Source organism: Bacillus sp. FDAARGOS_235, from assembly GCF_002073415.2.
Lineage (GTDB): Bacteria > Bacillota > Bacilli > Bacillales > Bacillaceae_G > Bacillus_A > Bacillus_A toyonensis.
Genome location: NZ_CP020437.2, coordinates 1694247 through 1707447, shown reverse-complemented (window position 1 = coordinate 1707447; position 13201 = coordinate 1694247). Strand labels below are relative to the sequence as shown.

The following is a 13201-nucleotide window of genomic DNA, read 5'->3' as shown; positions in this document are numbered from 1 at the left end:
CCATGAAATGCTTTTATACTATTAAACATAAGAAGGAATTGATTCAATGATGTTGGGGCGTGAATTCTGTTTTACTTTACTATCAATAAATCTTTCGAATACGCGTTCAACAGAATATTCTTTTGAAATTTTGCTAGTTTTCCGTTTGTGGGGTTGTCGTTTTTTTACGATTTCTTTTTCTGTGAAGTATGTTAAAGACATAAAAAAACTCCTTCATTCTCATTTAGAGTTAAAGGAGGAGTCTCGATCAAAACTTGAGCGGTACTCACCGTTAGTTTTGCTCAAAATATGAAATTATCAACAGTTGATACAAAAGGATATGATCCCGGAGAGGTTCGAACTCACGACCTCCACCCTGTCAAGGTGGCGCTCTCCCTGCTGAGCTACGGGATCTTCAAAAATACTTATGTAATAGCATCTTTAATAATAATGATAAAGCAATTATATATAATTAACTGAAATTTTACAATATTTATACAGGAAGTTTTTAAAGATGGATCTTGTACAATCATGCTAGAAGTGAATAAAGGAATAATTAATAAGAAGGAAACTGAATAGAAAGTAGGTTTTAAATGTAGAGGTTATATTATTTACGATATTTATCCAAAGGGTTTTCATCGCTTAAATCAACAAGTAAAGGACATAAGAATAGCAAAGGTAAAGCAGCATTAGCATGATGAAAGGTATCGTTAGAAAGGTATTGCCTTCCAAAACAATACGGACAATCTTTTTCAAATGTCACAAGTATCGACCATACATCTTTTATTTTCCACTTCGTCTTACAATATGTACAATGTGCCATAGAATTCCTCCTCATTTTTAGTTTTTTTAATATATTCCATTTGATTGTACGAAAGCAAAGTGTATTTGATGTGATAAAATGAAAGTTGTGTTGTTTTTATACGGATGTATTTAGTAATGTATGACAAATTGTATAACGTGTGATGGCTATGTAGAATAAGGGATTTTCACTTTCGATATTCAAATTGGCCAATATATCCTTTTTACAATTTACTTAAAATCATGTATAACAGAGATACAAGATTTTTTTACCCCGCATTAACGGGCAGTAAGATCCCCGCTCAAAATTCAGCGAAAGCAAAGAAGTTAGGTGGGAGATCAACTGCCCGTAAAAGCCCGATTGGTGAAGGCTAATAATCCGTGGGGGATGAAGAAAATCCCCACGGATTAAAGTTTAACTTTATAAATATTCAAGAGTAGAGGGAGAATTATTGTAATGGTAAGAAAAACGTTCAAGATGCGCGTTTCTAGAAATAGAACGATTTCGATTAATGGCTCGATTCTTGATGTAGATGTTACGCATGATGAGTTTTTGCAAGAGCTTGTTGAGTGGGTCGATTCTAAAGGTTGGTCATTTATGGGGATGACGGATGAGATTACGCCTGAGGAAGCAAGTCAGAAGTTAATAGATTCGTTAATTGATGAGAAGGATAAGAAAGAGTAATTCCTTCTTATTTTTATTGTATAATTATGTCCTTTATCGTAAAAATATGATATAGTAAAAAATAGTGATTTTTCTTCCAATTTAATACAAATTACATATAGATTGGTAGATTCATTTTTTATTTGTAGGAGTAAAGTGAAAAGGGAGAGTCATATGGTAAATTTCAAGAAAATTTTGGTTTTTATTACAGTTATTAGTTTGTTTTTATTGACACCTATGACGTTGCGTGCTGAGACGAATATTGGAGTGAATCCGGAGCAAGTGGCACCACCACCTAAGGAAGGGCCAAATGTTTTTAGTCAGTTTGCAGCTACGATTGATGCGAAAACAGGTGATTTGTTGTATGACAAAAATGCACATCATCGTGCGTATCCAGCTAGTGTGACGAAAGTGTTAACAGCGATTTTGTTAATGGAGCATACGAAGCCAGAGGATCAGTTTACATTTTCGCAATTAGCATTAGATCAAGAGAAGAGCAATTATCAAATTGAGTTTCAACCCGGTGAGACGGTGAATAGAAATACCGCGCTTATGATTTTAATGGTGTTAAGTGCGAATGATGTGTCGTATGCGATTGCAGAGCATATTGGTGGAAGTGTTGAGAATTTTGCTAATATGATGAATGAAAAGGCAAAACAGTTAGGTGCTACAGATAGTCACTTTGTAACACCAAATGGACTGCATGATCCGAACCATTATACGACGCCGTATGATATCGCTATGATTACGAGAGGTGTGCAAAAGTATCCTGAAATTTTGCAAGCGATGAATACGAAAAGAACGACAGTTACTACATCTAGGCAGACGGTGTCTATTTTTAATAAATCTATTTATTTTGAGAACCCATATAGTATCGGCGGTAAGACGGGGTTTACGAATGAGGCACGTAATACGCTCGTTTTATTAAATGAGAAAGATGGAAATCGTATTATAAATGTAGTAATGGCTTCTCAAAGACCTGAAATCTATGAGGATTTAAAGCAGATGGCGGAATATTCTTTTGGGCAATTTACGAAACAAACGGTGCTAGATAAACATAGTTGGCATCAAAAGACAACGTATTTAAATAAAGATATTGATAGCGAACTTGAAAAAAGTGCAGAGCTTGTGCTTAAGAAAGATGAAGGGAAAAATGTGAAAACTATTTTTCGGGCCGCTTCATTAGATAAAGACTCTTTGTATCATAAGGGAATCCATCGTGGTGAGGTAGTTGGTGCAGTCGATATTACGAAAAATAATCAAACAATTGCGACGATAAATGTTCTTTCAAAAGAAGATGTTACTTTTGCGATGCCTAAAAAGGATACAATTGAGCCTGAAATAACAGAGTCAAATGTGAAAGTGATAAGTATTGGGATAGGTGCGATTGTATTAGTTGGAGTCATTTTATATGCTGTGGTGCGCCATAATAGACAAGGAATAAAATCAGAAGAAAAGTAAAAAAGCATGAGGACTGTGAAGAGATTTTGTCACAGTCTTTTTTATATACGGAAAAGAAGTTTAACTAATAATTGTAAATTTTCTTATTGCAATAACTCGAAGTTCGTTATATCATTTACTTGTGTTCTTGTTAAAGAACACAAGAAGCATTGCATACTTCAAATAATATAAAACAACGGAGAGGGAGAGAGACGATGAAATTAATTTGGAAGATAATTAGCAACGCGATCTCATTTGTTTTATTTGCATTGATGGTTTTCTTAGCTTTTGTAGTCATTTCTTCAAAAGCGAGCGGTGGGGATCCGACAGTGATGGGATATCAGTTTAAGAGCGTTCTTTCAGGATCGATGGAACCGACGTTTTTAACAGGATCAATCATTGCAATAGAGCCAAAGAAAGATGGTTCTAAATATGAAAAAGGTGATGTTATTACCTTTAAAGAGAAAGATCAAAAAATTATCACTCACCGTATTATCGGTGTGAAAGATACAAATGGAAAAGTAATGTATGAAACAAAAGGGGATAACAACAACGGACCAGATTTAGAACCAGTACTTGCAGAAAATGTAGTTGGGAAATATGCAGATATTACAGTTCCGTACGTTGGTTATTTACTGAATTATGCGAATTCAAAAGCGGGAGCAGCATTACTTCTTATTATTCCAGGCGTCTTTTTACTTGGTTATTCCGCGATTTCTATTTTTGGCGCTATTCGTAGCATTGACGGAGAAAAGAAAGATAAAAAAGTAGAACAATCCGTCTAGATCGTTTGGTTATACTTTCCGTTTAGGAAGTTAACAAATATATATATATTAAGGGGATATGGACATGACTTTAAAGAAAAAGTTAGGAATGGGTATCACATCAGCAGTACTAGGAGCAGCATTAGTTGGTGGAGGAACATTTGCGTTTTTCAGTGATAAAGAAGTGTCAAACAATACATTTGCGGCTGGTACACTTGATTTAGCATTAAATCCATCAACAGTTGTTAATGTATCGAATTTAAAACCTGGTGATACAATTGAAAAAGAATTTAAACTAGAAAATAAAGGCTCCTTAAATATTAAAAAGGTTCTACTGAAAACAGATTATAATGTAGAAGATGTAAAGAAAGATAATAAAGATGATTTTGGTAAACATATTAAAGTAACATTCTTAAAAAATGTAGATAAGCATGAGACAATTGTGAAACAAACTACATTAGATAAATTGAAGGGTGACACACTTACAGCCGTAGATAATGATTTAGCTGCTTGGTTCTGGGATGAAAAAGGTATTTCTGCAGGTAAATCTGATAAATTCAAAGTGAAATTTGAGTTCGTTGATAATGGGAAAGATCAAAATCAATTCCAAGGCGATAAGTTACAATTAAATTGGACGTTTGATGCACAACAAACAGCAGGTGAAGAAAGATAATAATAAAAAAGGGCTATCATATGGATAGCCCTTTTTCTATTTTTCTAGTATATAGCTATCATTTTATATAGTTCTTTATTATAATAAAGATAATGTTCTGTATAAAGAACGGAATGTTCGATGGGAGAGATTAAGATGCTGAAAAGACCACGTAATTTAAAAAAGATGCTTATATTGCCGTGTATGTGCTCTATTACGTTTTATTTAGGATCTCAAGTTATGACGCATACAGAAGCGGCATTCATTCATGAAACGAAAGTAGAAGCGAGTATTTCTACAGCAATTATATTTCCGAAAACAGTTACTACATTAAAAGAACAGGCTGAGCAACATAAAAAGTTTATTGAGCATGAGTATGGAACAATGAAGGGGAAACTGAAAGTAACTTCTATTGAAGAAATAAAACAGGCAATTTCTGTATGGCAACAAGGTCGTGAGAAAATTGTTTCTGAGAAGGAAGCCTTGCAAAATGTATATACTGAAATAGAAGCTCCTTACAACCAAATACAGGAAGAATTAAAAGTAACTAAAGATGAGTCGATTCAAAAAGTAGCCTTATATGTGAATGAAGGCTTTCAGATTATAAAAGAGAAGCGAGATTATATTGAGAAAGAAGTTAGTTTGAAAGCTATTGATGAGCAAATTCAGGCTCTACAGCAACAATTAAACGTTGCACTTGAAGCGGAAGGACAAAAGAAAGTAGAAGAACAGAAGAAAGCAGAAGAACAAAAGAAAGTAGAAGAACAGAAGAAAGTAGAAGAACAGAAGAAAGCAGAAGAACAGAAGAAAGCAGAAGAACAGAAGAAAGCAGAAGAACAAAAGAAGGCAGAAGAACAAAAGAAGGTAGAAGAACAAAAGAAAGTAGAAGAACAGAAAAAGCTAGAAGAGCAGAAGAAAGCAGAGGAACAGAAAAAATAGAAACAGATAAAAGCGGGGTAACTGCTTTAGTGAAACAGCTGGAAAACAAGAATGTGGTGCAAGAGATAACGAGCGAATAAGCAAAACGATTAATGTTTTATAGGAGTGTGAGGGAACGTTAGCCCTCACCTCTTTGTCTTTCTTTTTTCTTATAATATGAAATGTATTTGCGTGTGAAAAAAGTTATAAATTAGTATAAAGTAGTATATATTATTTTCTGAAAAATCGAAATAATATTGAGAAATAAAAATAATTGAAAATACTAAAAAATGTTGTTGTATTTACATAAGCTTGTTCGTTATAATGAACTTAAGGTTTTTGAAAAAGAACAAATATTAGCATCGCTAATATAGTTTTATTTACATCTCTTAATTTATATGAGAGATAGCAATGTAAAAATACAAAAAACAGCTAGGGGGAATTGATTGTGAGTCTGAAAAAGAAATTAGGTATGGGAGTTGCATCAGCAGCATTGGGGTTATCTTTAATTGGTGGAGGAACGTTTGCATTCTTTAGCGATAAAGAAGTATCAAATAATACATTTGCAGCTGGGACGTTAGATCTTACATTAAACCCTAAAACGCTTGTGGATATTAAAGATTTAAAACCAGGGGATTCTGTTAAGAAAGAGTTCTTACTAAAGAACGATGGTTCGTTAACAATTAAAGACGTTAAATTAGCAACAAAGTATACTGTGAAAGATGCAAAAAATGATAATGCTGGGGAAGACTTTGGCAAGCACATTAAAGTAAAATTTATTTGGAACTGGGATAAACAAAGTGAGCCTGTATATGAAACAACTTTAGCAGACTTACAAAATGCGGATCCAGATCTTTTAGCTAAAGACATCTTTGCTCCTGAGTGGGGAGAAAAAGGTGGATTAGAAGCTGGTACAGAGGATTATCTATGGGTACAATTTGTATTCGAAGATAATGGTCAAGACCAAAATAAATTCCAAGGTGATACATTGAATTTAGAGTGGACATTCAATGCTAACCAAGAAGCTGGGGAAGAAAAATAAAAAAAAGCGGGTATCCCCCGCTTTTTTTTATAAAGAAAAAGAAGTGCCAGTTTGTAAGCACTCCTTTTTATATATTATTTTTGATTTTTCTTCCACTGTGTAAATTCAAGAAATTCACGAAACTGTTCTTTAGAGACACCAGAGTTCATTGCGTCTTTAACGAGCTGTGTCCATTCGGAGTCTAGGCGAGCTTCCTTTTCTGTTTCGTCATGAAGTAAAGTATCAACTGGAATTTGTAGAACTGCTGCGATTTTTTCAAGAAACTGAATGGAAGGGTTTTTTTGTAAATTTCGTTCTATAGAACTAATGTAAGATTTAGCAACACCAGCTTTTTCGGCAAGTTCAGTTAATGAAATACCTTTTTGTAAACGAAGGCGTTTTATACGTTCTCCAATCATGTTTGCGCACCTTTCTATCAATATGTCGTCGTCTTATGATGTCATTATTATAACATAAACTTCGTTAAAAAGAACAAGGCTATTGAGCTTGACTTGATGGCTTCATACGTTGGAAAAAGTGTTCGATATCTTGTAGGGCGATACCAGCATCTAGAGCTTCAAGTATTAAATCAATCCATTCTTGATCCAGTGTGTCCGTCTTATCTTTGTACAATTGTAATTCCTCCCTAATTATCGGTCATAACTGCTGCTACAGAATAAATGATAATAAAACCGAATTTTTTATTTTATGTATCGAATTATCAAATATTGTGTAGGTAAAACAAAGATAAAATCCCCATTAAACTCCCTCGATGGAAATAATTATAAATTGTTCGATAAAAACTTTCAATATTTTCAGAAAACATTGTTGAATTGTGATATATCCGTATACTAACTATGAAATTTTTACAAATATATTAAAAAAATTACATAATATAACTAAATATTGAAAAAATATTGAATTTTTAATAAAATTCAAATTGTAATACATATTATTTATTAGGGGAGGAAATAAGGGATGAACAAGAAACCATTCAAAGTATTATCATCAATTGCTTTGACAGCTGTATTAGGTCTTTCATTTAGCACGGGCACTCAGTCTGTGTACGCTGAAACGCCTGGGAATAAAGCAGCTACAAGCCCAGTTGATGACCATTTAATTCCAGAAGAGCGTTTAGCAGATGCACTGAAAAAGCGTGGGGTAATTGATTCGTCAGCTTCAGAGAAAGAAACAAAGAAAGCTGTCGAAAAGTATGTAGAGAACAAAAAGGGTGAAAATCCTGGGAAAGAAGCAACGAATGGGGATCAACTTACGAAAGAAGCATCAGACTTTTTAAAGAAAGTGAAAGATGCGAAAGCAGACACGAAAGAAAAACTAAATCAGCCAGCAACAGGGACACCTGCAGCGACAGGCCCAGTTAAAGGCGGATTAAATGGTAAAGTACCAACTTCTCCAGCAAAACAAAAAGCATATAACGGCGATGTTCGTAAAGATAAGGTACTTGTTTTACTTGTAGAGTACGCTGACTTTAAACATAACAACATTGATAAAGAACCTGGTTATATGTATTCGGAAGACTTTAACAAAGAACACTATGAAAAAATGTTATTCGGTGATGAGCCATTCGCATTAGAGGATGGAAGCAAAATCGAAACGTTTAAACAATATTACGAAGAGCAATCCGGTGGTAGTTACACAGTGGACGGAACAGTTACAAAATGGTTAACAGTTCCTGGTAAAGCTGCTGATTACGGTGCAGATGCTGCTACAGGCCATGATAATAAAGGACCAAAAGGACCACGTGATCTAGTAAAAGATGCATTAAAAGCAGCTGTAGATAGCGGTCTTGATTTATCACAGTTTGATCAGTTCGATCAATACGATGTAAATGGTGATGGAAATCAAAATCAACCGGATGGTTTAATCGATCACTTAATGATTATTCATGCGGGTGTTGGACAAGAAGCTGGCGGTGGTAAATTAGGTGATGATGCAATTTGGTCACATCGCTGGACAGTTGGACCAAAGCCGTTCGCAATTGAAGGTACGCAAGCGAAAGTTCCATATTGGGGCGGAAAGATGGCAGCATTCGACTACACAATTGAACCAGAAGATGGTGCGGTTGGTGTATTCGCGCATGAATATGGTCATGATTTAGGTCTTCCAGATGAGTATGATACAGACTATACGGGTCATGGTGAGCCAATTCAAGCTTGGTCTGTTATGAGTGGCGGTAGCTGGGCTGGTAAAATCGCTGGAACAACGCCAACAAGTTTCTCACCACAAAATAAAGAGTTTTTCCAAAAAACAATCGGTGGTAACTGGGCAAATATCGTAGAAGTAGATTACGAGAAATTAAATAAAGGTATTGGTCTAGCAACATATTTAGACCAAAGTGTTACGAAATCTAACCGACCAGGTATGATTCGTGTTAACTTACCAGATAAAGATGTAAAAACAATTGAGCCAGCATTTGGTAAACAGTATTACTACAGCACAAAAGGTGACAATCTTCACACGAAAATGGAAACACCACTGTTTGATTTAACAAATGCAACGAATGCGAAATTCGATTTCAAATCATTATATGAGATTGAAGCTGAGTATGATTTCCTTGAAGTACACGCTGTAACAGAAGATGGACAACAAACGTTACTTGAAAGACTTGGCGAGAAAGCAAATAGCGGAAATGCAGATTCGACAAATGGAAAATGGATTGATAAATCATATGATTTAAGTCAATTCAAAGGTAAGAAAGTAAAATTAACATTTGAGTACATTACAGATGGTGGTTTAGCATTAAATGGTTTCCTACTTGATAATGCATCATTAACAGTAGATGGTAAAGTTGCATTCTCAGATGATGCAGAAGGTACATCACAATTTAAATTAGATGGTTTCGTTGTTTCTAGCGGAACAGAGAAGAAAAAACATAACTACTATGTAGAGTGGAGAAACCATACTGGATCAGATAGCGCATTGAAATTTGCTCGCGGTCCAGAATATAACTCAGGTATGGTTGTATGGTATGCAGACTCAGCTTACTCAGATAACTGGGTTGGTTTACATCCAGGACACGGTTTCCTTGGTGTAGTTGATTCTCATCCAGAAGCAATTGTAGGAACTTTAAATGGTAAGCCGACAATTGACAGTAGTACACGATTCCAAATCGCTGATGCGGCGTTCTCATTCGACAAAACGCCAGCTTGGCAAGTTGTATCTCCAACGCGTGGAACGTATACGTACAATGGCTTAGCTGGTGTACCGAAGTTTGATGATTCGAAAACGTATATTAATCAACAGATTCCAGATGCAGGACGTATTTTACCGAAGCTTGGTCTTAAGTTTGAAGTAGTAGGACAAGCTGATGATAATTCTGCAGGTGCTGTTCGTTTATACCGTTAATACCGTAAAACTACCGAGAGATTTTCTTTCGGTAGTTTTTTGTGAGCAATGAATTTTATATAAAAGAAAAAATTATATATAATGTAATTTTACGAGTAAAAAAGTTCTATATAAATAATGAAAGAATTGGATAAAAATAGTGGGAGAAGGTGAATAGATGAGCATTTCTTCTATTGTAAATAAACAAAAGCAATATTTTTATAATGGATATACGAGAAGTATAGAAACAAGAAAAAATAATTTAAAAAAGCTTTATGATGGAATTCAGCGTTTTGAAGAAGAGATATTTCAAGCATTGAAATTAGATTTAAATAAGTCAGTTCATGAGGCGTTTACAACGGAAGTGGGATATGCATTAAAAGAAATTTCTTTTCAATTGAAACATATGTCATCGTGGAGTAAACCGAAGCGAGTTCGAACAGCATTAACTCATTTCGGATCGAAGGGGAAGGTAGTACCAGAACCGTATGGTGTGACGCTTATTATTGCGCCATGGAACTATCCGTTTCAGTTAGCAATCGCACCTCTAGTAGGAGCGCTGGCAGCTGGGAATACAGTTGTTTTAAAGCCGTCAGAGTTAACGCCTAACGTTTCAAAAGTGCTTACGAGAATGTTAGAGGAATTATTCCAAGAAGAGCTTGTAGCGGTAATAGAAGGCGGGATAGAAGAGAGTACGGCATTGTTAAAGGAAAGGTTTGATTATATTTTCTTTACAGGTAGTGTTGGTGTTGGAAAAGTTGTGATGGAAGCAGCAGCCAAAGAGTTAACGCCGCTTACGTTAGAACTTGGCGGAAAAAGCCCATGTATTGTACATAAAGATGCAAAAATAGATGTAACAGCAAGGCGGATTGTTTGGGGTAAGTTTTTAAATGCAGGGCAGACATGTGTAGCACCGGATTATATGTACGTTCATTCTTCCGTGAAAGAACAGTTAATCGAGGCGTTAAGACATGAAATTACGGAGCAGTATGGAAAAGAGCCACTGAACAATGACAATTACGTAACAATTGTGAGCGAGCGTCATTTTGAACGATTATGTCGATTCTTACAAGATGGTCAAGTCGTAATTGGCGGGAACTATAAAAAAGATACATTACATATTGAGCCGACAATAGTAACAGATATCACGTGGCAAGATGCTGTTATGGAAGATGAAATTTTTGGTCCGATTTTACCGATTATAGAGTATGACAAAATAGAAGATGTTATTGGCACAATTCAGCAACATCCGAAGCCGTTAGCGCTATATGTATTTTCTGAAAATAAAGAAGTGCAAAAGAAAGTGACGAGTAATATTTCATATGGCGGAGGGTGCATTAATGATGTTGTCTATCATCTTGCAACGCCATATTTACCTTTTGGGGGCGTTGGAAGTAGTGGATTAGGTAGTTATCATGGGGAAGAAAGTTTTCGGACTTTTTCACATTATAAAAGCATTTTAGCCCAATCTACGGCATTCGATATGAAAATTCGTTACTCTTCTACAAAAAGTGCTTTAAAATTCATACGAAAGTTGTTAAAATGATGATGGTGTTTATCAGTAGGCGTAGCCGTATGATAATAACCCCTTCGCAATGGAAGGGGTTTTTCTGTTCGACATTATGTATCATGAAAAAATGAATCAAACATACTACATAAAGAATAGAAGTGAACGCTTGCTAAATAACCATTTTGTTTGGATCGAAACAAAAAATAGTCTATAAAACATAAATATTTATTCATGAATATAAAAATTAAAATTTAAGGTAGATAGGACGGGAAAATGAAAAAAATTATTAAAGTTGAAGCAGTAGAAAAACATTTTGGAAATCAAGTGATTATCCCACCGCTTTCTTTAGATATTAAAGAAGGAGAGTTTTTAACAATTTTAGGGCCGAGTGGTTGCGGGAAAACGACGTTACTTCGTATGATCGCAGGATTTGAAACTCCAACTAAAGGGAATCTTTTATTAGATGATGAAAAGATTAACGATTTGCCGCCATATAAGCGTCATATGAACTTAGTGTTCCAACATTATGCACTATTCCCGCATATGAATGTGGAGAAAAATATTTGTTTCGGTATGAAAATGCAAAAAGTACCAGCGGCAGAACAGAAAGAACGTGCTGAAGAGGCAATGCGTTTAACGCAGTTACTAGAGTTCCGTAATCGTAAACCTATGAAGCTGTCTGGTGGGCAGCAGCAGCGTGTAGCAATTGCGAGAGCGATTGTAAATAACCCACGTGTATTACTATTGGATGAGCCACTTGGAGCGCTTGACTTTAAGCTAAGAAAAGATTTGCAACGTGAATTGAAAAACTTACAACGCAATTTAGGGATTACGTTCATATACGTAACGCATGATCAAGAAGAAGCGATGAGCATGAGTGACCGTATTGTCGTTATGAATAAAGGACATATTGAACAAATCGGAACACCGAAAGAAATTTATAATAAGCCGAAAACGTTGTTCGTTGCGACATTTATCGGTGAAAATAATATTGTGAAAAACGGGGAAGACTACGTAGCAATTCGCCCTGAAAATGTAAAGGTACGTTCGGTTGAAGAACCAATTTTAGAAGATTACCATCTTGGACATATTGAAGACATTGAGTTTGTTGGAAATATGGAAAAGCTTTATGTACGTGATGAGAAAACAGCAGAATTATTGATGGCGTATCAAACAGCTGAAGAAGCAGCACAGTGGAGCATTGGAGATAATGTATATGTAGGATGGGAGCAAGAGGACGAGGTGACCTTAAATTGAAAAAAGGGAAATTACTCGCACTACCTACAGTCGCGTGGCTGTTAATCTTCTTCCTAGTTCCACTTGTATTCGTATTGGGTTTTGCCTTCATGCAGCGCGGAGCATACGGAACAGTGGAAATGCAATTTACGTTAGATAATATAGTACGTGTGTTTGACCCATTGTATATGGGAACATTATGGGAAACAGTAAAGATTGCTGTTATTACAACAGTACTTTGTTTATTAATTGGTTATCCATTTGCGTATACAATTACAATTGTTGATCGTAAATATCGTTCTATTCTTTTATTATTGGCAACGATACCGTTTTGGATTAACTTCCTTGTTCGTTCATATGCGTGGATTGTTATTTTACGTTCACAAGGTCTTGTGAACACACTGTTATTAAAATTAGGTATTATTAGTGAACCGTTAAATTTACTATATAATACGCCTTCTGTAATACTTGGAATGGTATATTCTTTATTACCATTTATGATTTTACCAGTGTATGCAGCAATTGAGCAGCTGGATAAGCGTAAGCTAGAAGCAGCTTATGATTTAGGTGCAACACCAGTAAAAGCATTTTGGAATGTAACAGTACCAATGACGATGTCAGGAATTGCTACTGGTTCTATTTTAGTATTCGTTTCTTCTATCGGAATGTTTGTTGTATCAGACGTGATGGGTGGATCGAAAGTAGCATTAATCGGAAACGTAATCCAAAACCAATTCTTAGGTGCGCGTGACTGGCCGTTTGGATCTGCGTTATCTATGATTGTTGTTCTATTCTCTGTTCTGTTAATTTACTTATATTATCGTGCAACGAAAGTATATAAATATGATGGGAACGGAGGGGAATAGGCAAA

General features: G+C 35.4%; 13 protein-coding genes and 1 tRNA gene. 10 read left to right on the top strand and 4 right to left on the bottom strand.

Annotated features, from left to right (window positions below; translation table 11 throughout):
- Positions 1-320: 320 nt before the first annotated feature.
- A tRNA-Val gene (locus tag A6J74_RS10485) sits at positions 321-393 on the bottom strand.
- 193 nt (positions 394-586) lie between these two features.
- Positions 587-802, bottom strand: a complete 216-nt coding sequence (locus A6J74_RS10480; RefSeq protein ID WP_000929646.1) for a hypothetical protein — start codon at positions 800-802, stop codon at positions 587-589.
- Between the two features lie 435 nt (positions 803-1237).
- On the opposite strand from A6J74_RS10480, the gene A6J74_RS10475 reads away from it, so the two are divergent.
- The 6 genes from A6J74_RS10475 (at position 1238) to calY (ending at position 6260) form a co-directional block, all read left to right on the top strand.
- On the top strand, positions 1238-1465 hold the full coding sequence (locus A6J74_RS10475) for a hypothetical protein (protein WP_000251867.1): 228 nt from the start codon (positions 1238-1240) through the stop codon (positions 1463-1465).
- 153 nt (positions 1466-1618) lie between these two features.
- On the top strand, positions 1619-2905 hold the full coding sequence (locus A6J74_RS10470; protein WP_000247036.1) for a D-alanyl-D-alanine carboxypeptidase family protein: 1287 nt from the start codon (positions 1619-1621) through the stop codon (positions 2903-2905).
- Positions 2906-3099: 194 nt separating this feature from the next.
- Positions 3100-3669: a signal peptidase I SipW gene (sipW, locus tag A6J74_RS10465; RefSeq protein ID WP_000767788.1), complete on the top strand. Its 570-nt coding sequence runs from the start codon at positions 3100-3102 to the stop codon at positions 3667-3669.
- 64 nt (positions 3670-3733) lie between these two features.
- Positions 3734-4321 carry a CalY family protein gene (locus A6J74_RS10460; RefSeq protein ID WP_000172853.1) on the top strand — a complete coding sequence of 196 codons (588 nt, stop codon included), beginning with the start codon at positions 3734-3736 and terminating at the stop codon, positions 4319-4321.
- 120 nt (positions 4322-4441) lie between these two features.
- On the top strand, positions 4442-5239 hold the full coding sequence (locus A6J74_RS10455) for a DUF4047 domain-containing protein (protein WP_080609482.1): 798 nt from the start codon (positions 4442-4444) through the stop codon (positions 5237-5239).
- Positions 5240-5666: 427 nt separating this feature from the next.
- On the top strand, positions 5667-6260 hold the full coding sequence (calY, locus tag A6J74_RS10450; protein ID WP_000053720.1) for a biofilm matrix protein CalY: 594 nt from the start codon (positions 5667-5669) through the stop codon (positions 6258-6260).
- Between the two features lie 74 nt (positions 6261-6334).
- On the opposite strand, the gene A6J74_RS10445 is transcribed toward calY, so the two are convergent.
- Positions 6335-6658, bottom strand: coding sequence for a helix-turn-helix domain-containing protein (locus A6J74_RS10445; protein ID WP_000578873.1), 324 nt, complete (start codon positions 6656-6658; stop codon positions 6335-6337).
- A gap of 79 nt (positions 6659-6737) precedes the next feature.
- Positions 6738-6872, bottom strand: a complete 135-nt coding sequence (locus tag A6J74_RS10440; protein WP_000276222.1) for an anti-repressor SinI family protein — start codon at positions 6870-6872, stop codon at positions 6738-6740.
- A 345-nt stretch (positions 6873-7217) separates the two neighbouring features.
- Between A6J74_RS10440 and inhA1 the strand changes: the two genes are divergently transcribed.
- The 4 genes from inhA1 to potB all read left to right on the top strand — a co-directional run bounded on the left by inhA1 (position 7218) and on the right by potB (position 13196).
- Positions 7218-9605 (top strand): M6 family metalloprotease immune inhibitor InhA1, encoded by a 2388-nt coding sequence (gene inhA1 / locus A6J74_RS10435; protein WP_001035956.1) that lies wholly within the window; start codon positions 7218-7220, stop codon positions 9603-9605.
- A gap of 157 nt (positions 9606-9762) precedes the next feature.
- Positions 9763-11130: an aldehyde dehydrogenase gene (locus A6J74_RS10430; protein WP_000028365.1), complete on the top strand. Its 1368-nt coding sequence runs from the start codon at positions 9763-9765 to the stop codon at positions 11128-11130.
- Between the two features lie 237 nt (positions 11131-11367).
- Positions 11368-12351: a spermidine/putrescine ABC transporter ATP-binding protein PotA gene (gene potA / locus A6J74_RS10425; RefSeq protein ID WP_000720326.1), complete on the top strand. Its 984-nt coding sequence runs from the start codon at positions 11368-11370 to the stop codon at positions 12349-12351.
- Positions 12348-13196, top strand: a complete 849-nt coding sequence (potB, locus tag A6J74_RS10420) for a spermidine/putrescine ABC transporter permease PotB (RefSeq protein ID WP_000715502.1) — start codon at positions 12348-12350, stop codon at positions 13194-13196. Before potA ends, potB begins: the two co-directional genes overlap by 4 nt.
- The last annotated feature ends 5 nt before the right edge of the window (positions 13197-13201 follow it).